The organism is Paenibacillus sp. FSL M7-0656 (assembly GCF_038003225.1).
In the GTDB taxonomy this organism is placed as follows: Bacteria; Bacillota; Bacilli; order Paenibacillales; family Paenibacillaceae; genus Paenibacillus; species Paenibacillus amylolyticus.
On record NZ_JBBOOT010000001.1, the window covers coordinates 4,051,067 to 4,075,917 of the forward strand.

19 protein-coding genes, 10 tRNA genes, 3 rRNA genes and 1 other RNA gene are annotated in these 24,851 nt (G+C 48.3%); all 33 read right to left on the bottom strand.

Annotated elements, in window-relative coordinates; genetic code table 11:
• Nucleotides 1-25: 25 nt before the first annotated feature.
• The 33 genes from hisH to rho all read right to left on the bottom strand — a co-directional run bounded on the left by hisH (nt 26) and on the right by rho (nt 24,610).
• Nucleotides 26-652, bottom strand: a complete 627-nt coding sequence (gene hisH / locus MHI01_RS17915; protein WP_340983778.1) for an imidazole glycerol phosphate synthase subunit HisH — start codon at nt 650-652, stop codon at nt 26-28.
• 3 nt (nt 653-655) lie between these two features.
• A complete protein-coding gene (gene hisB, locus MHI01_RS17920; protein ID WP_036674766.1) occupies nt 656-1,285 on the bottom strand; it encodes an imidazoleglycerol-phosphate dehydratase HisB in 630 nt (209 codons plus the stop codon).
• Nucleotides 1,278-2,582: a histidinol dehydrogenase gene (hisD, locus tag MHI01_RS17925; RefSeq protein ID WP_074092955.1), complete on the bottom strand. Its 1,305-nt coding sequence runs from the start codon at nt 2,580-2,582 to the stop codon at nt 1,278-1,280. The genes hisB and hisD overlap by 8 nt, the downstream gene beginning before the upstream one ends.
• A gap of 133 nt (nt 2,583-2,715) precedes the next feature.
• A complete protein-coding gene (gene hisG / locus MHI01_RS17930) occupies nt 2,716-3,375 on the bottom strand; it encodes an ATP phosphoribosyltransferase (protein ID WP_036616167.1) in 660 nt (219 codons plus the stop codon).
• A gap of 1 nt (nt 3,376) precedes the next feature.
• Nucleotides 3,377-4,576 carry an ATP phosphoribosyltransferase regulatory subunit gene (locus MHI01_RS17935; RefSeq protein ID WP_076254314.1) on the bottom strand — a complete coding sequence of 400 codons (1,200 nt, stop codon included), beginning with the start codon at nt 4,574-4,576 and terminating at the stop codon, nt 3,377-3,379.
• A 389-nt stretch (nt 4,577-4,965) separates the two neighbouring features.
• Nucleotides 4,966-5,508 (bottom strand): acyltransferase, encoded by a 543-nt coding sequence (locus MHI01_RS17940; protein WP_036616162.1) that lies wholly within the window; start codon nt 5,506-5,508, stop codon nt 4,966-4,968.
• Nucleotides 5,505-6,161, bottom strand: coding sequence for a pyrophosphatase PpaX (gene ppaX, locus MHI01_RS17945; RefSeq protein ID WP_340983779.1), 657 nt, complete (start codon nt 6,159-6,161; stop codon nt 5,505-5,507). Before ppaX ends, MHI01_RS17940 begins: the two co-directional genes overlap by 4 nt.
• Before the next feature lie 6 nt (nt 6,162-6,167).
• On the bottom strand, nt 6,168-7,193 hold the full coding sequence (lgt, locus tag MHI01_RS17950; protein WP_340983780.1) for a prolipoprotein diacylglyceryl transferase: 1,026 nt from the start codon (nt 7,191-7,193) through the stop codon (nt 6,168-6,170).
• A 121-nt stretch (nt 7,194-7,314) separates the two neighbouring features.
• Nucleotides 7,315-8,253 (bottom strand): HPr(Ser) kinase/phosphatase, encoded by a 939-nt coding sequence (hprK, locus tag MHI01_RS17955; RefSeq protein ID WP_017691278.1) that lies wholly within the window; start codon nt 8,251-8,253, stop codon nt 7,315-7,317.
• Between the two features lie 418 nt (nt 8,254-8,671).
• On the bottom strand, nt 8,672-9,799 hold the full coding sequence (locus MHI01_RS17960) for an ABC transporter ATP-binding protein (protein ID WP_017691279.1): 1,128 nt from the start codon (nt 9,797-9,799) through the stop codon (nt 8,672-8,674).
• Between the two features lie 103 nt (nt 9,800-9,902).
• Complete coding sequence (locus MHI01_RS17965; protein ID WP_340983781.1) at nt 9,903-11,096, bottom strand: PucR family transcriptional regulator; 1,194 nt, start codon at nt 11,094-11,096, stop codon at nt 9,903-9,905.
• A 144-nt stretch (nt 11,097-11,240) separates the two neighbouring features.
• Nucleotides 11,241-11,313: transfer RNA gene (locus MHI01_RS17970), tRNA-Lys, on the bottom strand.
• Between the two features lie 7 nt (nt 11,314-11,320).
• A tRNA-Tyr gene (locus MHI01_RS17975) sits at nt 11,321-11,406 on the bottom strand.
• Nucleotides 11,407-11,418: 12 nt separating this feature from the next.
• Nucleotides 11,419-11,491, bottom strand: a tRNA-Phe gene (locus MHI01_RS17980).
• Nucleotides 11,492-11,512: 21 nt separating this feature from the next.
• Nucleotides 11,513-11,590, bottom strand: a tRNA-Asp gene (locus MHI01_RS17985).
• Between the two features lie 9 nt (nt 11,591-11,599).
• Nucleotides 11,600-11,675 (bottom strand) — tRNA-Thr (locus MHI01_RS17990).
• Nucleotides 11,676-11,680: 5 nt separating this feature from the next.
• Nucleotides 11,681-11,756 (bottom strand) — tRNA-Val (locus tag MHI01_RS17995).
• A gap of 9 nt (nt 11,757-11,765) precedes the next feature.
• Nucleotides 11,766-11,842, bottom strand: a tRNA-Met gene (locus MHI01_RS18000).
• Nucleotides 11,843-11,885: 43 nt separating this feature from the next.
• Nucleotides 11,886-11,977, bottom strand: a tRNA-Ser gene (locus MHI01_RS18005).
• An 81-nt stretch (nt 11,978-12,058) separates the two neighbouring features.
• Nucleotides 12,059-14,984, bottom strand: a 23S ribosomal RNA gene (locus MHI01_RS18010).
• A 206-nt stretch (nt 14,985-15,190) separates the two neighbouring features.
• Nucleotides 15,191-15,266: transfer RNA gene (locus tag MHI01_RS18015), tRNA-Ala, on the bottom strand.
• Between the two features lie 22 nt (nt 15,267-15,288).
• Nucleotides 15,289-15,365, bottom strand: a tRNA-Ile gene (locus tag MHI01_RS18020).
• 36 nt (nt 15,366-15,401) lie between these two features.
• Nucleotides 15,402-15,518 (bottom strand): 5S ribosomal RNA (gene rrf / locus MHI01_RS18025).
• 106 nt (nt 15,519-15,624) lie between these two features.
• Nucleotides 15,625-17,177: ribosomal RNA gene (locus MHI01_RS18030) — 16S ribosomal RNA — on the bottom strand.
• The 16S, 23S and 5S rRNA genes sit together here with 10 tRNA genes alongside, the layout of an rRNA operon.
• Before the next feature lie 348 nt (nt 17,178-17,525).
• Nucleotides 17,526-17,795: a pro-sigmaK processing inhibitor BofA family protein gene (locus MHI01_RS18035; protein ID WP_036607241.1), complete on the bottom strand. Its 270-nt coding sequence runs from the start codon at nt 17,793-17,795 to the stop codon at nt 17,526-17,528.
• Nucleotides 17,796-17,829: 34 nt separating this feature from the next.
• Nucleotides 17,830-18,057, bottom strand: a complete 228-nt coding sequence (locus tag MHI01_RS18040; protein ID WP_051447031.1) for a DUF2508 family protein — start codon at nt 18,055-18,057, stop codon at nt 17,830-17,832.
• A 232-nt stretch (nt 18,058-18,289) separates the two neighbouring features.
• The gene (gene recR, locus MHI01_RS18045) at nt 18,290-18,889 is read right to left on the bottom strand and encodes a recombination mediator RecR (RefSeq protein WP_036607246.1); all 600 of its coding nucleotides are present in this window, start codon (nt 18,887-18,889) and stop codon (nt 18,290-18,292) included.
• Nucleotides 18,890-18,925: 36 nt separating this feature from the next.
• Nucleotides 18,926-19,237 carry a YbaB/EbfC family nucleoid-associated protein gene (locus MHI01_RS18050; RefSeq protein WP_036607248.1) on the bottom strand — a complete coding sequence of 104 codons (312 nt, stop codon included), beginning with the start codon at nt 19,235-19,237 and terminating at the stop codon, nt 18,926-18,928.
• A 41-nt stretch (nt 19,238-19,278) separates the two neighbouring features.
• Nucleotides 19,279-21,024: a DNA polymerase III subunit gamma/tau gene (gene dnaX / locus MHI01_RS18055; RefSeq protein WP_127551353.1), complete on the bottom strand. Its 1,746-nt coding sequence runs from the start codon at nt 21,022-21,024 to the stop codon at nt 19,279-19,281.
• Between the two features lie 174 nt (nt 21,025-21,198).
• An RNA gene (gene ffs, locus MHI01_RS18060) (signal recognition particle sRNA large type) lies at nt 21,199-21,466 on the bottom strand.
• 147 nt (nt 21,467-21,613) lie between these two features.
• Nucleotides 21,614-21,811, bottom strand: a complete 198-nt coding sequence (gene rpmE / locus MHI01_RS18065; protein ID WP_036607255.1) for a 50S ribosomal protein L31 — start codon at nt 21,809-21,811, stop codon at nt 21,614-21,616.
• Nucleotides 21,812-21,913: 102 nt separating this feature from the next.
• Nucleotides 21,914-23,188, bottom strand: coding sequence for a radical SAM protein (locus MHI01_RS18070; RefSeq protein WP_036607256.1), 1,275 nt, complete (start codon nt 23,186-23,188; stop codon nt 21,914-21,916).
• A 96-nt stretch (nt 23,189-23,284) separates the two neighbouring features.
• Nucleotides 23,285-24,610, bottom strand: a complete 1,326-nt coding sequence (gene rho, locus MHI01_RS18075; protein WP_036607258.1) for a transcription termination factor Rho — start codon at nt 24,608-24,610, stop codon at nt 23,285-23,287.
• Nucleotides 24,611-24,851: the final 241 nt, after the last annotated feature.

The window sequence follows — 24,851 nt, forward strand, 5'->3', positions numbered from 1 at the left end:
TCTATAGTTAAGAAGAGATGATGTTTTACCTTTGTACAGGTGCTCCTGTCAGAGCCAAAAAGTTACCGAGCAGCTTTATACCAAGCTCTCCACTTTTCTCCGGGTGGAATTGCATGCCGAAGTTGGATCCTCTGCCTACAATGGCTGTCACCGGATGTCCGTAATCCGTTACCGCCAGCAGATCGTCCCTGTTTTCAGTAAGCGCATGATAGGAATGGACAAAATAGACGTGACCTGCCTCAAGCCCCCTAAATAGAGGATTTTCCGCGTGCAGAAATTCCAAATGGTTCCATCCCATATGAGGAACTTTCAGCTCTCCTGGTGCGAATCGCACCACTTTACCTGGCAAAATATCCAGTCCCTCATGCTCACCATGCTCTTCACTTGAGCTGAATAACAATTGCATGCCCAAACAGATACCGAGCAGTGGTTTAGACCCGGCAGCGGCTTCCTTCACCACCGTATCCAGTCCGCTCTCCCGCAGATGAACCATCGCATCACCAAAAGCACCTACGCCTGGCAGAATGACACCATCTGCGCCAAGAATCTCTTCCCGGTCACCCGTGACCAGCGCTTCGTAGCCAAGACGTTCGACCGCTTTGCCGACGCTGTGCAGGTTACCCATACCGTAATCGACAATTGCAATCGCCATCGTCTACAGCACTCCCTTCGTGGAAGGCACACCCGTTACACGTGGATCAATCATCGTTGCTTCATCCAGTGCACGTCCCAATGCTTTAAAGATCGCTTCAATCATGTGGTGGGTGTTCTGACCATAGTGCACAATGACATGTAACGTAATCCGAGCTTCCAGCGCCAATTTCCATAGGAATTCATGTACCAGCTCCGTGGAGAAACTGCCTACCTGTTGGGAAGGGTATTCTGCACGGTATTCAAAGTGCGGTCGGTTGCTCACATCAATAATGACCTGAGCGAGTGCCTCGTCCATTGGTACAAAAACACTGGCGTAACGCTTAATTCCACGTTTGTCACCCAACGCTTCTCGCAACGTCTGTCCGAGACAGATTCCGATGTCTTCAACCGTGTGATGATCGTCGATATCAATATCTCCGCGGGCCTGCACGTTCAGGTCGAATTGTCCGTGCTTTGTGAACAGATCCAGCATATGATTCAGGAAAGGTACATCCGTTTCAATCGTGGATTGTCCTGTTCCATCTACATTAAAGGCCAATTGGATATTGGTCTCGTTTGTTTTGCGGTCAACCTCTGCTTGGCGCACTGCACCTTTGTTTTCAAGTTCCACACCATTATTTTGCTTATCCATTGTCCGATTCCGCCTTTCCTTCCTGTTCTAACCGTACAGCGATTGCACGGGCATGCCCTTCAAGACCCTCATGGCGGGCCAACTCTATAATAGCCGCTCCGTTCTGCAGCAGCGCTTCTTTACTATAATAGATCAGACTCGATTTCTTGATAAAATCATCCACATCCACCGGTGAACTGAATCGCGCGGTTCCATTGGTTGGAATAATATGATTCGGTCCGGCAAAGTAATCCCCTACCGGCTCCGAGCTGTATGGGCCGAGGAAGATCGCACCGGCATTTTCGATCCGGCCAGCGTAAGCCATCGGCTCCTGCACCATGATCTCCAGATGCTCCGGTGCAAGCCGGTTCACCACGTCGATCCCTTCATCGATGGAATCGACCACAATAATCGCGCCATACTGCTCCACGGAAGCAGCAGCGATATCCCGCCGCGGCAGCACTTCAAGCTGCCGCTGCACTTCGCCCTGCACGGCTTCCGCCAGCGTGGCCGAATTCGTGACGAGAATGGCCGATGCCATCTCGTCATGTTCCGCCTGCGACAACAGGTCGGCGGCGACGTACACTGGATTCGCCGTATCATCGGCGAGCACCACAATCTCACTCGGCCCGGCGATACTATCGATATCGACCGCACCGTACACCTCGCGCTTCGCGAGCGCCACGTAAATATTGCCCGGTCCACAGATCTTGTCGACCGGTGCAATACTCTCCGTGCCGTAAGCCAGGGCGGCGATAGCTTGAGCGCCGCCAACCCGGTACATCTCGCTCACGCCTGCTTCCGCAGCAGCAACGAGGATGTACGGGTTAATACCTTCGCCACCGTTCGTTGACGGCGGCGTCACGAGAACAATCTCCGGCACGCCTGCCACCTGTGCCGGAATCACATTCATCAGCACAGACGATGGATACGCTGCTTTGCCGCCAGGTACATAGACGCCGACCCGCTTCAGCGGTCGGATGACCTGGCCCAGCAGGCTGCCGTCCGGCTGCCAATCCATCCACGAGTTGCGTTTCTGTTTCTCATGAAACGCACGAATGTTGGCGGCGGCTTGCCGAATCGCCGTCACAAAGGATGGCTCCACGGCTGCATAAGCCGCCTGTAGCTCTTCCTGCGGCACGCGCAATTCCGCGGCCGTCAGCTTTGTGCGGTCCAGCTGCTCCGTGTAACGCAGCAGTGCCGCATCACCCTCACGGCGAATGTCGCTGACAATACGCCGTACCGTTTCATTTTGCTCCGGCGTGCCATACTCCACTTCCCGCTTCAGATCAAACTCCCGTGCAGGTACAATTTTCATACGTACAACCTCCTCATCCTCTGTAATACCTGCCTTCTTGTGGCCGATTTGCTTCTTTATTTTGTCTCTAACTCTTAATTTTGCTTCTGCTTCTGCTTTGTATGTTTCTCATCTATGTTTCCAACGCATTAATTTATCCCCGAAAGCTTCCCGCCGATATCTCATTCGATGCCGGTATGACCTGCTGAAGTGCATCACACAAAGCCTGGATTCGTGCATTTTTCATCCGATAACTTACCCGATTGGCGATAAGACGGCTGGTGATGTCCAGAATGCTTGTCATCTCCACCAATCCGTTCTCGCGCAGTGTCTGGCCTGTCTCCACCAGATCGACAATCCGGTCTGCCAGACCAATTAGGGGCGCTAGCTCAATGGAACCATTCAGCTTGATCACCTCGACCTGCTGCCCCTGCTCCCGGAAATACTGTGAGGCAATCCTTGGATACTTCGTTGCAACACGTTGCTGGATGCCTGGCTTCCAGTCTGGAAGCCCGATCACAGACATACGGCACTGAGCGATTCCCAGATTCAACAGTTCGTACACATCCCGATCTTCCTCCAGCAGCACGTCTTTACCAACAATTCCGATATCGGCAACACCGTACTCCACATAAGTTGGAACATCTACTGGCTTCGCCATAATGAATTCCATTCCCGCTTCCGGTACTTCGATGACCAATCTGCGTGTATCGTCCACGTCTTCTGGAATATCCAGCCCCGCTTCACGGAACAATTTGGAGGCTTTTTTATAGATTCGGCCCTTCGGCATGGCCACCTTCAGAATATCCGACATCTCAGCGTCCTCCTTCTTCAGATCCGTAAGTAATAACCTGCTCAGCCTGAGCAGTTCTTGCTTCAACCGATACGGCACTTGCCCCAGCCCCGTCTTCAGGAAGAAGGAGTGTCACTACATTTTGTCCCATACTGCGTAATCTTGCCGCTTCTGTTAGTGCCTCGGCCCGACGTTTCGGGGTATATTGGATAAGTACCGGTTTTTTCTCTTCAATGGTAATGCCATGAACACCATCAATAATACGGTTCGTTTTCAGTGCAAATCCTGTAGCTGGCAATGAACGACCAAACTGTTGTAACAGATTATCATACCGTCCGCCGCTACATACCGGAGATCCCAGTTCGGCTGCATACCCTTCAAAGGTCATGCCCGTATAATAGGAGAAATCACCGATCATCGTCAGATCAATCAGCACATGCTCGGATACACCGTACGCTTCCAACACTTCGAATACAGCACACAGATGTGCAATCGACTGTGCTGCTTCAGCACTTGAACTTAGCTCTACCGCATGTGTGCATACTTCCTTACCACCACGCAGACGCAGGATCGCTTCAAGCTGTTCTTTCAACTTCGGCTCCAGATTCAATGCTTCAATTGACTGGCGATAGCCGACATAATCACGTCCGAGCAACCCTTCCTTCAATTGCTCCTGCTCAGCGGTCTGGCCTGGAATCACTTCCTCCAGTAATCCGTTCAGGAATCCCATATGACCCATCGCTATTTTAAAAGAAGACACTCCCGCTGCCTGCAAAGAGGCGATCGCAAGCGCAACAACTTCTGCATCCGCTTCAGGCGAGTCGTCCCCAACCAGTTCCACGCCCGTCTGAAAGAATTCAGCCTCACGCCCAGCTTCCTCTTCAATAGAACGGAATACGTTCGCATGATAGGACAGACGCAGTGGCAACTGCTCATCTTTGAGCATGGATGAAACGACGCGTGCAATCGGAGCCGTTAGATCCGATCTGAGTACCAGTGTGGTTCCCCTGCTGTTTAGCAATTTAAATAATTTACGATCTGATGTAGAGCTTGCCACACCTACCGTGTCGTAATATTCAATCGTTGGTGTGATGATCTGACGGTAACCCCAGCGTTCCATACATTCCAGTACATTGCGTTCAATCGTCCGCAGCTTGGATACTACATGTGGTGTATAGTCGCGGAATCCGGTCGGTTTTTCAAAACCTTTTGGTTTGGACATTGGTAATATTCACCCCGAGTCAGTAATTTAAGAGTCGCACTCGTTCTATTTCAACAGGATTTATGTAGTGTAAATCCCCATTCTATCTTATAAACCTGAATCACAGTATTATCGCATAAGCCTTCAACTATTGGTTTAGTTCAATCTTTATCATGCTTCATTTCTCCAAGAATACTTTCACATGGTAAAGTGCTAACAAACTAAAGGATATGGGATATGATAACATGAAATCCGCACTACCGTCAACAATACCAAAGCTTGATTGCCCTTGGATCGACATATCGTTTTATATGCACACCATTACGCTCGCCAATCGGTATTTATATACGAAAAAAGCTGCCATAAGCAGCTTTTTACTTCAACCCATCTTCATTCATTACTTTATTGACTCAATGCACACTACCCTGAGAAGAATCATCCGTGTTAAAGACAGTTTCTTCCGTAGAAGCTGCCGCGCGGGATAAATCACGCAGTGGATTACCTCCAACAAAAGCTCCTGGTGCAACATCCTTATGTACGACTGCTCCAGCAGCTACAACAGCTCCGTCTCCTATAGTTACCCCGGGCAGAATCGTTGTATTGGCACCTATCAGTACATTTTCCCCGATAATCACCTCACCGAGTCTGTACTCCTTAATGAGATACTCATGAGCGAGAATCGTTGTGTTGTAACCGATGACCGAGTTTTCGCCGACCGTTATTTTCTCCGGAAAAAACACATCCACCATCACCATCAGGCCAAAGGCCGTGTGTTTTCCCACCTTCATACCGAGCATTCGGCGGTAAATCCAATTCTTCACCGATAGGATCGGACAGTAACGTGACAACTGGATCCAGATAAAATTACGAACGCCCTTCCACGGACTCACTGTCTTGTAGATATGCCAAAGTGCATTCTGGTCCTCTACCGGATAGCGGGTTACTTTTCTCATGAACGTCCCGTTTCAATACGGATGAGTTTCAACAAGTCTCTCATGTCATGCAACATATAGTCGGGTCCATATCCGTTCAGGATTGTTTCTCCTTTAAGAGACCATGCAACCCCCGCCGAGAGTGCGCCCGCATTCTGTGCCGATTGGATATCCACTGGACTGTCACCCACCATTAACGTTTTGGCAGGATCTGCACCCAGTTCCGTCATCGCTTTCAGTACCGGTTCAGCGTGCGGCTTCGGATTCGTTACGTCAGTTACTGTTACAATCGTCTTCATATACTTCAATAGGTCAAAACGTTCTAGCACCTTTAATGTAGATGGACGAATTTTGGTTGTGACCACACCCATCACAATGCCCGCCTGATGCAGCGCCTCTACTACCTCAATAACATGTGGAAAAGGTCTAACCATCGCTTCATGATGGATATCATTATAAGCACGGTAACCTTTCACGTACTCGGAGACTTCCTCCTGGCCAGAGAAAGTGCGCATTTGCTGCTCCAGTGTGCCACCCATATGTGGAATGATCTGTTCCCGAGTCCATGGAGCTGAATGCTTCCATCCCCCCATGACATGCTGGAATGAGCTGATAATCAACTCATTGGTATCAATAATCGTTCCGTCCAGATCAAACAATACCGTGTCAATCATGTTGCATTACTCCTTTTTATCATCAACTTGCTTCGGATCATCTTTGGCTGGAGGTGTTAACTTACTCTCTTTGCCAGCAACTGTTCCCGTATGCTCCATATCATCTGAGGTAACCTCGGACGATACAATCGGATCACTATAACGAACATCTGCTTTACCTGTCACTCTTCTCACCACAATGAATACAACAGCAACAATAATGATGCCAATCGCGAGCAGTTGCGAGATTCTTACGTTACCGTAAGCAGGATCAAGATATCCTTGTTCAAAGCCCATTGCAGTCATTGGAGACCACAACCCGTTCACTAGTGAAGCAACCCACTGCGGAGCCTGGAAGCCAAGACTGTCCGTACGCAAAGCTTCAATAAAGAAGCGACCGATAGAGTACCAGATGAAATAAGACATGAACAGTTCACCTGAACGCAGAAACTTCTGACGACGCAGAACCAGCAACAAGACCAGACCAACGAGACTCCACATCGATTCATACAAAAACGCAGGATGGTGGAATACGCCTTCTACGTTCATTTGATTCACAATAAAGTCCGGCAGATGAAGCTTGTCTCTCAAAAATGATTCTTCCACAGGACCGCCGTAGGCTTCCTGATTCACAAAGTTCCCCCAGCGTCCGATCAACTGTCCAACGAGCAGTCCAGGCGCACAGATATCGGCCATACGCCAGAAGTTATATCCTTTACGACGGAAGAAAATAACTGCGCAGATGATTGCACCAATAAGAGCACCATAGATGGCGATACCGCCATTCCATATTTTAAAGACATCCCAGAAATTATCCTTATAATCTTCCCACTTAAATGCGACGTAGTAGATGCGGGCACCAATGATGGCAGAAGGCACGCCCAGCAAGACCATGTCCATGAACACTTCCTGTGGAATATTGTAACGTTTGCCCTCCCGGATCACGAGCAGGAGTCCTATAAGTGCCGCAGCACCAAGAATAAGCCCGTACCAGTGAACCTTTAACGCTCCAATAGAGAACGCAATCGGGTTCAACAGTAATAATGTATCCATTCATTCACACTCCTATTTATTCAATCAATCGCACGCATGACGAATGGTTGGCATACACTGCGCCTTAAGAGAAGCAGTACATGTCAACCATTTATCTTCATATCCTTGTATAAAATATTTCTTAATCCATGTCTTCCATATCTTCCGAGATGGTTGCTGTCAGCTTGTTCGTGAATTGCAGTGCAGCATTCAGACCCATCTGTTTCAGGCGATAGTTCATACCTGCCACTTCAATAATAACCGCCAAGTTCCGTCCCGGACGAACAGGAATCGTAACGAGAGGTACATCCGTATCAATGATACGTGTAGTCTCTTCATCCAGACCCAGACGATCATATTGTTTATCCTGCTGCCATGCTTCCAGACGTACAACCAAAGTAATCCGTTTGTTATTCCGAACCGCACCAGCCCCGAATAATGTCATGACGTTGATAATACCGACACCTCGAATCTCGAGCAAGTGGCGGATCAATTCAGGTGCAGTACCGTGCAGCTGAAAATCTGACGTTTGGCGGATCTCTACCGCATCATCGGCAATCAGTCGGTGTCCACGTTTCACCAGTTCAAGCGCTGTTTCACTCTTACCAATACCGCTGCTACCTGTGATCAGCATACCTACGCCATAGACATCACAAAGTACACCGTGAATGGTTGCTGTTGGTGCCAATTTCTTTTCCAAGAATCCTGTGATCCGGCTGGATAGAATCGTAGTAGCCATATTGCTGCGAAGTACAGCCAGATTCTGCTCTTCACTGATATCAATCAGCTCTTGCGGAACTTCCAGTCCACGCGTAACAACGATACAAGGCGTCTCTTCCGTACAAAGACGTTGCATACGATCGCGCCGCTCTTGCTCAGGTAACATTGCAAAGAAAGCTAACTCCGTTCTTCCAAGCAGCTGTACCCGTTCTTGTGGATGGTATTCAAAATAACCGGCCATTTCCAGACCAGGACGGTTCAGGTCATCTACCGTAATGACTCTTTTCAATCCGTGAGATCCAGAAACAACCTCCAACTGAAATTGCTGCACCAGTTCAGATACTTTCACTTTTTTCGCCATTTGTCTCTTCCTTTCAGCATTAGCTGTCCCTCTATGTACATCAGATCGTGTATCAGTTATTTCCATTATTAGCGCATTCACAACATGGGGTACAGAATGCATACCCTTCCAACAGTCGATTCTCTCAAATAAATGAAGACAGACCTTCAAATAATCTTAAATGAATTCCGGGATGAATGCAATCGCAGCCTCCGACAACCATTAGTAAGAAAAGTCTTCTGATCGAAGCACCTTCTAGGATACTACATTCGTAGTTTAAGGGGTGTTTTTCTTACGATTATTAATCCTTCAACTCTGCCGAAACTTATAAATTCATTAATCTTAAAAAAGCCCCTTCCAGCAATAACGGAAGGGGCTCTCATTACAATGTATAATTGCGTTAACTGTCAGGTTCCATCGTCACCGAGGAATCCCAGTATTATTTGTCTTGAAGAAGTACGTTCACTTCAGTCTCTTTGTCAAAGATATGAACTTTGTTCATGTCGATGGCCATTTTAACTGTGGAACCATCACGAGTGTTAGAACGTCCGTCTACACGTGCGATCGTTGTATCATTACCAACACCGCTCAAGTAGAGGAGCATTTCGTGACCCAGGTTCTCTGTAACATCGACGTGTGTAGAGAATACAGAGTTCGGGGATGCTTCCAGGAATACTGGCTCTTCGTGAATGTCTTCTGGACGAACACCCAGAATCACTTCTTTACCAATGTATCCTCTAGATTTCAACACTTGTGCTTTACCTTGCGGGATTTCAACATCCACACCAGGAGCTATGAAATGCATGCTAGTACCTTGCTCAGCGAGTTTACCCGAGATAAAGTTCATTGTCGGGGAACCGATGAAACCAGCTACGAACAGGTTAGCCGGCAGGTTATACAACTCTTCCGGAGAAGCTGCTTGTTGGATGATACCATCCTTCATAACAACGATCCGATCACCCATCGTCATAGCTTCGATCTGGTCATGCGTTACGTAGATAACAGTTGTTTCCAAACGTTTCGCAAGTTTAGTGATCTCAGCACGCATTTGACCACGCAGTTTGGCATCCAAGTTGGAGAGAGGCTCATCCATCAAGAACACTTGTGGATCACGGACAATCGCACGTCCCAAAGCGACACGTTGACGTTGACCACCGGACAATGCCTTAGGTTTACGCTCAAGCAAATGTTCGATATCCAGGATTTTAGCTGCTTCACGTACACGTTTGTCGATCTCATCTTTTTTAACCTTACGCAATTTCAAACCAAACGCCATGTTTTGATATACGCTCATATGTGGATACAAGGCATAGGATTGGAATACCATCGCGATATCGCGGTCTTTAGGTGCAACATCATTAACGACACGGTCACCGATATAGAGTTTACCTTCAGAAATTTCCTCAAGGCCTGCGATCATACGAAGTGTTGTTGACTTACCACAACCGGACGGACCTACCAGTACCAGAAATTCTTTATCTTTAATGTCCAGGTTAATGTCAACTACAGTTGCTTTATCAGAACCCGGGTATTTTTTGAAAATATGCTCTAAACGTACTCCAGCCATGATTGTTGCCTCCTCAGAGATCATTTTGTAATCGAATACAATTTGTATTTTTATAATACCCTATCTACGTGAGGTTTGACTATTCGCAAACTGCACAAAAATATCAATGCTTTTTCGTCACTTTGTACATTAGTAGTAAAAACTGCACTAGAACGGCACTTTCGAAGTGCCTCACATCATAGCCAATCTCCTGTTTGATCTTGTCCAGACGGTATACCAACGTATTACGATGAATGAAAAGTCGTTTCGCTGTCTCGCTGACATTACAGTCCAGGCTAAAAAAGGTCTCCAGCGTAGCAAGTGTCTCACTGTCATTGAAGATTACCGTGTCTTTGCCAGTTTCCTTTATAAAACGTATACGTTGATCATCTGGAATGCTCGCTACCAACCTCTCCAGGTGAAGATCCCATGGGAGATGAATATGCTGCGTAACATGGAATGCTCTCCCTAAGTGAACACTCTCTCTAAGAAGAGTTGTGACCGATACAAGTTGTTGCGCAGGAATGCATGGCAGAGATGCAGACAGATGGAACACCCCAGCCCACTCACTGGCAACCAATTCATGTAACCCCAGACAAAAGGCGTTCAGCGAATCCTTTTTGGCTTCCGTTGTATCTTCCTCGGCTTCTTCTGTAACAATTTCCTTATCACCCATGAAAATCCACTCTTGCTCCCCCAAAGGAATCAAGACTATCTCCTCGCCAAAGTAACTCTCAAGCAACTTGTTGAGTTCCTTGGACCGTAAACGATGTGCATCCGGTGTATCGCCTTGCAGCAAGAACAGAATCTTCTCAGCATTTAATCCTGCGGGCACCACAAAGCGATCAGGAACCGCTTCAGATTCCTGCTTGGTTGGTTCTTCGATCTGCTCTTTAAGCCAGAGACCCAATTCAGTCAAATACTGCTCCCTATCATTCTCATATACAACAGGCTGTACCTCATCGGGTAGAGCCGTGTTAGTGCGGATCAAAAGCTCAATCAATTGTCGTGTTTCTACGGTAATTGATTTTGCAGGGCATCCCCAACACACGACAGTCTCTTCTTGCTCATTCATCCGAACCTTAAAAAATATACGCTTTCCCGTATTCAAACTGATTACATCGGATGAAATTGGAGATGCAGATTGATCAGATAACTCCTGATGCTCACCTTCATCACCAAAGGTCTCTAAATTTTCATGATTACCAACTAGATTGGCAACAGATTGCATCCATTCTTCTATTGTAATTTCATATTCGTCCAAATTTGTGCCTATAATGACTTCAATTTGCTGTTTTAAATCAGGTATGAGCTTCATATAATGAACGTCACCACTCTGCATGTTTTCTATTAGTTTATCATATCTTGCCCAGCATTAATAAATATCCATATTGAGCTAAAATTACATAACAAAAAAAGAGCAACTAATCAAATTAATGATTAATCACTCTTTTCTTAAAGATGAGTCATGAAGGGCTCGAACCTTCGACACCCTGATTAAAAGTCAGGTGCTCTACCAACTGAGCTAATGACTCATAAAACTGGTGGAGGATGATGGATTCGAACCACCGAACCCGTACGGGAGCAGATTTACAGTCTGATGCGTTTGGCCACTTCGCTAATCCTCCAAGGATTAAAGGTGGCTCGGGACGGAATCGAACCGCCGACACGAGGATTTTCAGTCCTCTGCTCTACCGACTGAGCTACCGAGCCATATTTAATTTTTAGGATTAATGGCGGAACCGACGGGATTCGAACCCGCGATCTCCTGCGTGACAGGCAGGCATGTTAGGCCAACTACACCACGGTTCCAGGCATTAATGGTGCCGGCGAGAGGACTTGAACCCCCAACCTACTGATTACAAGTCAGTTGCTCTACCAGTTGAGCTACACCGGCGTATATGGTGGAGGCTGAGGGGATCGAACCCCCGACCCTCTGCTTGTAAGGCAGATGCTCTCCCAGCTGAGCTAAGCCTCCTGGGTAATATGGTAGCGGCGGAGGGGATCGAACCCCCGACCTTACGGGTATGAACCGTACGCTCTAGCCAGCTGAGCTACACCGCCATATTAATTGTGTCTTGATTGCTTGTCCATCTTTAGGTAAAGATGGCGGAGAGAGAGGGATTCGAACCCTCGCACCGCTTACGCAGTCTAACCCCTTAGCAGAGGGTCCCCTTATAGCCACTTGGGTATCTCTCCAAATAACAATCATCAACATCATTCAAGGATTGCTCCCTGAAAACTAGATTCGAAACGAAACACGCGATTTAGAACTTGCTATTGGATAAGCCCTCGACCGATTAGTACTGGTCAGCTCCATGCATTGCTGCACTTCCACCCCCAGCCTATCTACCTCGTCGTCTTCAAGGGGTCTTACATACTGGGAAATCTCATCTTGAGGGGGGCTTCACGCTTAGATGCTTTCAGCGTTTATCCCGTCCGTACATAGCTACCCAGCGGTGCTCCTGGCGGAACAACTGGTACACCAGCGGTACGTCCATCCCGGTCCTCTCGTACTAAGGACAGCTCCTCTCAAATTTCCTACGCCCACGACAGATAGGGACCGAACTGTCTCACGACGTTCTGAACCCAGCTCGCGTACCGCTTTAATGGGCGAACAGCCCAACCCTTGGGACCTACTTCAGCCCCAGGATGCGATGAGCCGACATCGAGGTGCCAAACCTCCCCGTCGATGTGGACTCTTGGGGGAGATAAGCCTGTTATCCCCAGGGTAGCTTTTATCCGTTGAGCGATGGCCCTTCCATGCGGTACCACCGGATCACTAAGCCCGACTTTCGTCCCTGCTCGACTTGTAGGTCTCGCAGTCAAGCTCCCTTATGCCTTTGCACTCTTCGAATGATTTCCAACCATTCTGAGGGAACCTTTGGGCGCCTCCGTTACTCTTTAGGAGGCGACCGCCCCAGTCAAACTGCCCACCTGACACTGTCCCCGCACCGGATTACGGTACCAGGTTAGAACCTAGATACGATCAGGGTGGTATCCCAACGTTGCCTCCATGCAAGCTGGCGCTCACACTTCAAAGGCTCCCACCTATCCTGTACAGATCGTACCCAAATTCAATATCAAGCTGCAGTAAAGCTCCATGGGGTCTTTCCGTCTTGTCGCGGGTAACCTGCATCTTCACAGGTATTAAAATTTCACCGGATCTCTCGTTGAGACAGCGCCCAAGTCGTTACGCCATTCGTGCGGGTCAGAATTTACCTGACAAGGAATTTCGCTACCTTAGGACCGTTATAGTTACGGCCGCCGTTTACTGGGGCTTCGGTTCACAGCTTCGGATTGCTCCTAACCACTCCCCTTAACCTTCCAGCACCGGGCAGGCGTCAGCCCGTATACTTCGCCTTACGGCTTCGCACAGACCTGTGTTTTTGCTAAACAGTCGCTTGGGCCTTTTCACTGCGGCCCCCTCGTGCTATTCACACTACCGGGGCACCCCTTCTCCCGAAGTTACGGGGTCATTTTGCCGAGTTCCTTAACGAGAGTTCTTCCGCGCGCCTTAGAATACTCTTCTCGCCTACCTGTGTCGGTTTGCGGTACGGGCACCATCACCTGGCTAGAGGCTTTTCTTGGCAGTGTGAGATCATGACCTTCGCTACTATAATTTTCGCTCCCCATCACAGCTCAGCCTTACAATGTGCGGATTTGCCTACACATCAGCCTTACTGCTTAGACGGACATCCATCAGTCCGCGTCACTACCCTACTGCGTCCCCCCATTGCTCATAACGGCTTACGGTGGTACAGGAATTTCGACCTGTTGTCCTTCGACTACGCCTTTCGGCCTCGCCTTAGGTCCCGACTTACCCTGAGCGGACGAGCCTTCCTCAGGAACCCTTAGGCTTTCGGCGGATCAGATTCTCACTGATCTTTTCGTTACTCATACCGGCATTCTCACTTGTATAATGTCCAGCGCTCCTTACGGTACACCTTCAACCCTTATACAACGCTCCCCTACCCCTGATGCAAAGCATCAAGCCATAGCTTCGGTGGTGTGTTTAGCCCCGTTACATTTTCGGCGCAGAGTCACTCGACCAGTGAGCTATTACGCACTCTTTCAATGATGGCTGCTTCTAAGCCAACATCCTGGTTGTCTGTGCAACTCCACATCCTTTCCCACTTAACACACACTTGGGGACCTTAGCTGATGGTCTGGGCTGTTTCCCTTTTGACAATGGATCTTAGCACTCACTGTCTGACTCCCGGAAGTAAGTCTATGGCATTCGGAGTTTGACTGAGCTTGGTAACCCTTGCGGGCCCCGCACCCAATCAGTGCTCTACCTCCACGACTCTGTTTTCCGAGGCTAGCCCTAAAGCTATTTCGGGGAGAACCAGCTATCTCCGAGTTCGATTGGAATTTCTCCGCTACCCCCACCTCATCCCCGCATTTTTCAACATGCGTGGGTTCGGGCCTCCAGTGCGTGTTACCGCACCTTCACCCTGGACAGGGGTAGATCACCCGGTTTCGGGTCTACGTCCACGTACTATGTCGCCCTATTCAGACTCGCTTTCGCTACGGCTCCGGCTCTTCACCTTAACCTTGCACGGGAACGTAACTCGCCGGTTCATTCTACAAAAGGCACGCCATCACCCCTAAAACGGGCTCTGACTTTTTGTAAGCACACGGTTTCAGGTTCTATTTCACTCCCCTTCCGGGGTGCTTTTCACCTTTCCCTCACGGTACTGCTTCACTATCGGTCGCTAGGAAGTATTTAGCCTTGGCAGATGGTCCTGCCGGATTCATACGGGGTTTCACGTGCCCCGCACTACTCGGGATCCGTCTCGGAGGGAACCAACTTTCAACTACAGGGCTTTTACCTTCTTTGGCGGGCCTTTCCAGACCTCTTCGCTTAACCGGTTCCTTTGTAACTCCATGTGAGACGTCCCACAACCCCAAAGAGCAAGCTCTTTGGTTTGGGCTTCTCCGCGTTCGCTCGCCGCTACTGACGGAATCACTATTGTTTTCTCTTCCTCAGGGTACTTAGATGTTTCAGTTCCCCTGGTATGCCTCTACACAACCTATGTATTCAGTTGTGAGTAACTGGAAATTACCCCAGCTGGGTTTCCCCATTCGGACACCCCCGGATCAAAGCTTGCTTACAGCTCCCCGAGGCAGTTTCGTTGTTCGCCACGTCCTTCATCGGCTCCTAGCGCCTAGGCATCCTCCGTGTGCTCTTAGTAGCTTAACCATTTTGTTCCGGTTTCGGTCGCTCGCTTCCCTTGTTTTGCTTGCGCAAAGCCAAAAGTCGCTCTCACCCGATACCATCACAAAAGCAATTTAACTACCTTTATACACTTGACTTGTTTACACAAGTTCAGCTTAAAGGAATGTTCTAATTCGCGTTTGTTTCGTTTCGATATCTAGTTTTCAAAGAACAAACTTGTAAAACATTTTTGGTGGAGCCAAGCGGGATCGAACCGCTGACCTCCTGCTTGCAAGGCAGGCGCTCTCCCAGCTGAGCTATGGCCCCATATAAAGTTTAAAGATATAGATGGTGGGCCCTGGTGGACTCGAACCACCGGCCTCACCCTTATCAGAGGTGCGCTCTAACCAACTGAGCTAAGGGCCCACATTACATATACTATTTGAACCCAAAATGGGTTACGCTTGGCGGCGTTCTACTCTCCCAGGACCCTGCGGTCCAAGTACCATCGACGCTGAAGGGCTTAACGGTCGTGTTCGGGATGGGAACGTGTGGAACCCCTTCGCTATCGCCACCAAACGTTTGAGAGTTTAAACTCTCAAAACTGAGCAACGAGTGAGTAACTAGCCGACCTGGCTAGATTTTGTATTTGAATGTTTCCGTTGCAGGAAACGATTCTCCATAGAAAGGAGGTGATCCAGCCGCACCTTCCGATACGGCTACCTTGTTACGACTTCACCCCAATCATCTATCCCACCTTCGGCGGCTGGCTCCTTGCGGTTACCCCACCGACTTCGGGTGTTATAAACTCTCGTGGTGTGACGGGCGGTGTGTACAAGACCCGGGAACGTATTCACCGCGGCATGCTGATCCGCGATTACTAGCAATTCCGACTTCATGCAGGCGAGTTGCAGCCTGCAATCCGAACTGAGACCGGCTTTGTTGGGATTGGCTCCATCTCGCGATTTCGCAGCCCGTTGTACCGGCCATTGTAGTACGTGTGTAGCCCAGGTCATAAGGGGCATGATGATTTGACGTCATCCCCACCTTCCTCCGGTTTGTCACCGGCAGTCTATCTAGAGTGCCCATCCGAAATGCTGGCAACTAAATATAAGGGTTGCGCTCGTTGCGGGACTTAACCCAACATCTCACGACACGAGCTGACGACAACCATGCACCACCTGTCTTGAATGTTCCGAAGAAAAGGTACATCTCTGCACCGGTCATTCAGATGTCAAGACCTGGTAAGGTTCTTCGCGTTGCTTCGAATTAAACCACATACTCCACTGCTTGTGCGGGTCCCCGTCAATTCCTTTGAGTTTCAGTCTTGCGACCGTACTCCCCAGGCGGAGTGCTTAATGTGTTAACTTCGGCACCAAGGGTATCGAAACCCCTAACACCTAGCACTCATCGTTTACGGCGTGGACTACCAGGGTATCTAATCCTGTTTGCTCCCCACGCTTTCGCGCCTCAGCGTCAGTTACAGCCCAGAGAGTCGCCTTCGCCACTGGTGTTCCTCCACATATCTACGCATTTCACCGCTACACGTGGAATTCCACTCTCCTCTTCTGCACTCAAGTCACCCAGTTTCCAGTGCGATCCGGGGTTGAGCCCCGGGATTAAACACCAGACTTAAATGACCGCCTGCGCGCGCTTTACGCCCAATAATTCCGGACAACGCTTGCCCCCTACGTATTACCGCGGCTGCTGGCACGTAGTTAGCCGGGGCTTTCTTCTCAGGTACCGTCACCTTGAGAGCAGTTACTCTCCCAAGCGTTCTTCCCTGGCAACAGAGCTTTACGATCCGAAAACCTTCATCACTCACGCGGCATTGCTCCGTCAGGCTTTCGCCCATTGCGGAAGATTCCCTACTGCTGCCTCCCGTAGGAGTCTGGGCCGTGTCTCAGTCCCAGTGTGGCCGATCACCCTCTCAGGTCGGCTACGCATCGTCGCCTTGGTGAGCCGTTACCTCACCAACTAGCTAATGCGCCGCAGGCCCATCCCCAAGTGACAGATTGCTCCGTCTTTCCAGTTCTCTTCAGGCGAAGAAAACAATTATTCGGTATTAGCTACCGTTTCCGGTAGTTGTCCCAAACTTGAGGGCAGGTTGCCTACGTGTTACTCACCCGTCCGCCGCTAAGTATCAAGGAAGCAAGCTTCCTATCAACTCCGCTCGACTTGCATGTATTAGGCATGCCGCCAGCGTTCGTCCTGAGCCAGGATCAAACTCTCCAATAAAGTATTGAAAAGAGCGATAAGCTCATTTTGAATCTGACGAGATTAAAAATCTCATTTGTGCTCCAGTCGATTCAAGCCAAGGCTTGTCTCAAACTTTCGCGTTCATTCTGCAAGCAGAATGTTTACTCACTCGTTGTTCAGTTTTCAAAGATCAAACTCGTTTTTTCGTCACCATTTTCTCTCAGCGGCGACTTTTATAATATATCATACTTCGTTTGTTTTGGTCAAGTGTTTTTTTGAAATTATTTTTCGAAGTTCGCAATGAACTCCTTCATTTCATCTAAAGCATCTAACCAAGCAAGCAAAGCAACGAGATATAATGTACCATATAAATATCCTGCGAGTCAACTATCCGAACAAAGAAATTTTCAACCCTAATAATAGCCCCACACCTGGCAATCCCAAAACAGTTACAGTCCCTATCGTTGCAGGGTTCAGCGGGATGTAGGTCCCTGTAATCCAGCCGGAATAATTCACGATATATATCCCTACTGCAGCCAGCACCAGATGAATTCCAAATGACGTGAAAAACGATAACCCTATCCGCTTTCTGAATAAAATAACGATAAGCCCCAGTAACGATATAACCAATACACTTCCCAGTATGATACTCTTCACATGTTTCACCTCCGTGTTTAATGTAAACGTGACTCTACATACTAACCCCTCGCTGTGATGTAACATCATCATTAGCTCTGGCTCGCTTTGCTCTTCTCAAGTGGATCTGGTACTTCCGCTCAGCTGCCTCCAATACATAAATGGCATAATCAATCTCATCCTGTCCCTGTGCATCTTCAAACTGTCTCATAGCCCGTTCCCATTCCTGCTTAGCCATTTGAATATCTGCATAGATCTGATCCGCCTCAAGTTCCTTCAACATTCTGTTGTGTTTCTCTACCGAGTTCCGTGTGTTTCGCCACAAAAACATAATCTCTCCCCCTCCTGGTCAGCACAGCATATTCTCATACTTATCAGGGAAAGGACAAACTTAGAACTCGGACATTCATTTTTTCCATAAAAAAAGAGAGCCCTAAGGCTCTCTTTGCATATCGAAACTTATTTAGCATCCAAAGTTTCCAAGGAAGTCCGCTGCGCAAAACAAATTGATCACACTAACGCATCTCCCTGCGCCCTTCCAACGCTTTGGAAAGGGTCACTTCATCCGCATACTCTAGATCGCCACCTACAGGCAATCCATGCGCAATACGAGTCACACTGATCTCAAACGGACGCACCAAGCGGGAGATATACATCGCTGTAGCCTCACCCTCAATGTTGGGGTTCGTTGCCAAGATAATCTCTTTTATACGTTCATCACTTAATCGAACCAAGAGTTCCTTCAAACGAATATCGTCTGGGCCAATTCCCTCCATAGGTGAAATCGCGCCCTGTAACACATGATAGTACCCATCGAATTCCTTGGTGCGCTCCATGGCCACCAGATCTTTCGAATCCTGAACTACACAGATTACAGAGACATCCCTGGACTTATCCTGACAGATGCGACATGGGTCCGTATCAGTGATATTACAACATACAGAACAGTAATGAAGATTACGCTTTACACTTACGAGCGCCTTGGCGAAATCGATAACGTCATCTTCCTTCATGTTAAGCACATGAAAAGCTAAACGCGCTGCCGTCTTGGGACCCACACCCGGCAACCGGGTGAAGGCATCAATCAGCTTGGCTATTGGTTCGGGATAATACAATCGATTGTGTCTCCTTTGACAGGATCAATTTTTTAATTAAAATAATCCCGGAATATTCATGCCGCCTGTGAACTTGCCCATATCCTTGTTGGCAATCTCATCGGCTTTGGCCATTGCATCATTAACAGCTGTCATAACGAGATCCTGCAACATTTCAACATCTTCCGGATCTACCGCTTCAGGTTTGATCGTGATAGCAAGCAATTTCTTGTGTCCGTTAACTTCAGCCGTCACTACACCGCCACCAGAAGTACCTTGGACTGTTTTGTCCGCCAGTTCCTCTTGTGCTTTCAGCATTTGCTCCTGCATTTTCTTCACTTGTTTCATCATTTGGTTCATGTTGTTCATAATTGTTCATCTCCTTTGTTATGGTTATCGCGCTATGCGCATTATTCTTTGATCACTACAAGATCCTCACCAAAGAGCTGGATCGCTTCATCAATCCAAGGCTGTTTGTTGCCTGAACCGCCGTCTTCATGCTCAGGTTCAAGCTTAAAGTCCTCCTTTGGCGCTTCAGAAGCTCCCTCCATTGCCCCGGTCCAATCTTTGAGCATCATCGTCACCAATCGTGCCGGACGCCCAAGTTGTTCGGACAACACCCGCTCAATGACTTCACGGTTAGCCTGCTTCTCCGTTGTTTCACGGTGAATGTTGTTTTTAAAAGCAACCAACACATTGTCTTCAAGCAATGATACCGGCTCACCATCCACAAACCAGGCGTGAACGGTAACCCTCTCTTCCTTCACTCGTTGCAGGATCTGACTCCATTTTTTGCTGATCTCTGCGAATTCAGGGGCTCCCTTGCGCGCAACATACTGATCCAACTGTGCAGGAAGCTTCGCGGGCGAGTTACCTCTCGATACCGGCGCTCTTGTTGCCGGGCGAGATGGAGCACTCGATGAACCTTCTCCACCAGACAAACCACTTTTCAGTGCACGATCCAACTTCTTCTCCAACTCAGCAAGCTGCTGCTTCAAGCGGTTGATCTCTCCCCCATCAGCAGGTGCTGCATGAGCTGAAGATCCCACCTGAACAGAAGCCTCACCTTGAGCTGGAATACTACACAGTTTAAGCAATGCAACTTCAAATAATGTCTGTGGTTGTACTGCATATTTCATTTCACTCTGGTACCGATTAAGGGTGTCAATCATGTGGAATAGTTGTTCCCTGGTGAATGACTCCGCCATATCACGGAAAGACTCCGGATTAAGTACCCGGTCCGTCAGTTTATCTGCATCAGGTACCATCTTAATCATAAGCAAATCACGGAAATAATACAGTAAATTCTCCATGCACTTGTCTGCACTCTTTCCTTCATGCATGAAACCTTCAATCATCTGCAAAATATGACCAACATCACCCTTGAGCAGCGAAGCAGCCAATTTGGCAAATTGCTCTGAAGCAATTCCACCCGTCATGTCCATGACCTGCTGGTACGTTACTCGTCCATCCGTAAATGAAGAGATCTGATCCAGCACACTAAGTGCATCCCTCATTCCACCGTCCGATAAACGGGCAATGTACTGGAGCGCATCCTGGTCAGCTTCCATGCCTTCCTGTTCACAGATCAGTGTAAGTCTTGCTGTCTGCTCTTCCAGGGATACCCGGCGAAAATCAAATCGCTGACAGCGCGATATAATGGTAGCCGGAAGGCGGTGCGGTTCCGTTGTTGCCAAAATAAACATCACATGTGGTGGTGGCTCTTCCAATGTTTTGAGCAAAGCATTGAATGCCTCCGTTGTCAGCATGTGCACTTCATCAATAATATAGACTTTCTGCCGGACCTCGGTTGGCGCATATTTAACCTTTTCCCGAAGATCACGGATTTCTTCAACGCCCCGATTGGATGCAGCGTCAATCTCCTGCACATCCATCACAGCGCCAGTCGTAATTCTGCGGCAAGCTTCACACTCGTTACAAGGTTCAGGCGCAGGCCCACGTTCGCAGTTCACAGCTTTGGCCAAAATCTTGGCGGCACTTGTCTTTCCCGTTCCTCTGGGCCCGCTAAATAAGTAGGCATGGGAAGTCCGCTGTTCACGAATCGCGTTCTGCAAGGTCTGAATAATATGCTGTTGCCCCACCATATCTTGAAACGACTGGGGACGCCAAGCCCGGTATAACGCGATATGCTCCATGATGCGTTACCTTCCTTCCACTTCGCATTCGAGTCCTTTGTCGTTCCCCTATTATACTATATTCTAGGGTGAATCCAAACTTTATCTGACTCATTCATGCGTGGTTTATTAAGACATATCAAAAAGACCTCTGCATACATACAACTGCAAAGGTCTCTACATTTAAAAGGTAAGCCGTGCACCTGCTATCGATATTTGCGATCCAAGTGGCACCCCTGAACAATAGCTCGGGCTAGGCAACCCTCCGGCACAAGAGTGATCTCACTTATGGCTGCTTCCTTCCGGACCTGACCAGGTTCATGAGTACTCATTGCGGAGGACCCAACCGTCAACACCACGTTTAGGGACCAAACCTCACATCGGCAAAACCTCTAGCAGGAATTCAACCTCGCTATAGCGGATTGCGAGTTACAGGGCACCGCTACCTCCCCATCTAGCACGGTAAGAAATAGTATAACGTAAGGTTATCCAAATTGCAACCAGAGGAACGTGAATGCGACTTTGCTTACATATAACATATAAAAAACCCCTGCCAGATCAGCAGGGGTGTGTTGGATGCAATTAGCAGACAACTCCAAGAATTGTCCAATTAGATTCCGTATTTCTTTTTGAAACGATCAACACGGCCGCCAGCATCGATAAACTTCTGTTTACCTGTGAAGAACGGGTGGCACGCGGAGCAAATCTCTACACGAAGTCCGTCTTTAACCGAACCTGTCTCAAAAGTATTCCCGCAAGCGCAAGATACTTGACCAATCGTGTAATTAGGATGAATTGCTTCTTTCATTACCTTTCACCTCTTTCCGCCCTGAGCCTCAAGCGGACCCAGAGTAAATGGCACAACCCTGAGATTATAACACGACCTTGCGCCTGTTGCAATCCATTATTGTTAAGAGGTAATCAACCGTTTTGGACGTGCCATTCCAGCGGGTGGAACATGAGTATACGATCCAATCACAACACCAGGCAACTCGTCTTCAAAGATCTCAATCATCTGCTTCATGCCCAAGATATCACCTTGAGCAGGAGGAATTAATTCCAGATAGCTCTCTGGATCAATATTGAGATTACGCATCTGAATCAAGCGTAGATCGGTTCTTCTTGCAAACTCAATCATCGCCTCAATCTCTTCTTCACGATCTGTTACGCCTGGGAAGATCAGATAGTTAATGGACGTGTATACACCCTGCTGCGCTGCGTATTTCATCGACTTCTCAACATTGGCTAAGGTATAACCACGTGGTTTATAGTAAGCGTTATAATGGTCATCCAGTGCACTAATTGTACTTACGCGCATCAGATCCAATCCAGCATCTACAATACCTCTAATGTGATCATTCAGACCGGCATTGGTATTAATGTTGATATACCCCATGTCCGTTACGGAACGCACTTCGCGAATCGCTTCAATAATCAGCTTGGCCTGCGTGGAAGGCTCCCCTTCACAACCTTGTCCAAAGCTAATGATGGACTCCGGCGTCTTCAGGTGTTCCAGCATAACCTCCACAATCTCATCCACACGTGGTCGGAAGTTCATACGTGTCTGCGGGGAAACAAAGCCGCTATCATCCGGTTGCTCGGAGATACACCCGAAACAGCCCGCATTGCAAGAATAGGATACCGGCACTCCACCTTCCCAACGATTCAGGAACGTGTTTGATGAAGTTAGACATTCATATCCAAGCGCACAGTTGGATAGATGGGTGTAAAGACGGTTCTCGGGGTATTGCTCCGTCAATCGTTTGACCCCGGAACGCACATCGTCACGATCACAGTTGAGTGGATTCCATTTTTCAGGACTATCCGACTTCGAAGCGGTGACATAGAAACCGCCATCTTTCCAAACTACTGCGGAATAGCCGAATAACGGCAATTTATACTCTTTATCCGTCTTCACATAACCAGGGAGACACAAACGAGTGAATCCCTGTGGAAGCAACGCACCTACAGCCTGTGTGTCTGATGGCATTGGCAGCATCTCACCGGTGTCCGGGTCCATACCAATGGGCCGGGTACTCGGGAGTCCAACCAACGTTGCACCTTCTGGCAGAGGAATCAACTCATCCTCCATAATCTCAACGATCATATCTCCACTGCGGGCAAGCCCGTACAGGGAAGGATGATCAAATACATTACCTTTTTCATCTGCGTATACTAAATACATGATGTTCTCCTCACATCTAATGGGTTAAACCTAACGACGAGTGTATTGTAAAATTCACAGCAACGCTGTAAAAGTATGTTATTGGTCGAACGACACTTAAGTCGATGTACCTGACGTTGCTGTCTGTCTAGGTGAGCGACGGGTTGTTGTTGTACCCGAATTGCTTGTCGGGCTATTACCAGCCGAATCAAATGCGGCCAAAAACTCTGCATTTGTCTTACTGTTACGAAGTTTTTTCAGGAATCCTTCAACAAAGTCATGGGAATCATTCATGTTTTTACGAATTGCCCAGATTGTATCCAACTCTTCCTTGCTCAGCAACACTTCTTCACGACGTGTACCCGAACGACGAATGTCGATCGCCGGGAATATGCGGCGCTCTGCCAGACGACGGTCCAGATGGAGCTCCATGTTACCTGTACCCTTAAACTCTTCATAAATGACGTCATCCATACGTGATCCCGTATCAATTAATGCCGTTGCCAGGATCGTCAAGCTTCCGCCTTCCTCCACATTCCGGGCAGAACCGAAGAAACGCTTCGGACGATGGAACGCAGCTGGATCAATACCACCACTAAGTGTACGACCGGATGGTGGAATAACCAGGTTATATGCACGGGCGAGACGCGTAATGCTATCCAGCAGGATAACAACATCTTTTTTGGCCTCAACCAGACGAAGCGCACGCTCAAGCACCAATTCCGCCACCTTGATATGATTCTCAGGCAGTTCATCAAATGTCGAAGCCACAACTTCCCCTTTTACCGAACGCGACATATCCGTTACTTCCTCTGGACGTTCATCAATCAACAGGACAAACAGTTCAATTTCAGGATTGTTAGTTGAGATGCTGTTGGCAATTTCTTTGAGGAGAAGCGTTTTACCCGCTTTGGGAGGTGCTACGATCAATCCGCGCTGTCCCAATCCTACCGGGGCGAGCACATCCATAATTCGTGTGGACAAATGGTTGGGGGATGTTTCGAGAACCAGTTTTTTCTGCGGATACAGTGGGGTTAGTGCCGGGAAGTGAAGTCGCTCTGCAGCCGCCGATGGATTCTCACCATTTACAGCGTTGACTTGCAACAAACCGAAGTATCTCTCGTTTTCCTTAGGCGTTCTACACTTACCTGATACGAGGTCACCTGTTCTTAGATCAAACTTGCGAATCTGAGAAGCTGAGATGTAGATGTCTTCCGTACTTGGCAAGTAGTTGATCGGCCGAAGAAATCCGTAACCTTCAGGTAGAATCTCGAGTACGCCTTGCATGAACATCAGGCCACTCTGTTCAGCTTGTGCACGCAGTATAGCAAAGATTAATTCTTTCTTTTTTAACGTACCATAGTACGGTATCTGATATTTTTTGGCCAGTTTGTAGAGGTCCGTTAGTTTCATTTCTTCCAAATCGGAAATTTGTAGATCCATATAATAACCACCTATTCAATTAATAAGTCCGTGTGAAATGGATAGTTTCGCTAGATGTTCCGGCTATAGAGAGCGGCGTCTGCCACAATCCCTTCTGTCCATTGTACGGAATGTAACCGTTATAATGCAAATACTTGTCTTTGAGTGTAAGTTTCCGGGTGGGATGGCCAACATTCGGCAATATCCGCTATTGAGTGAACGCTGCATTGAGGCGATCAATCCGGGTAGACCGGCTATGGAG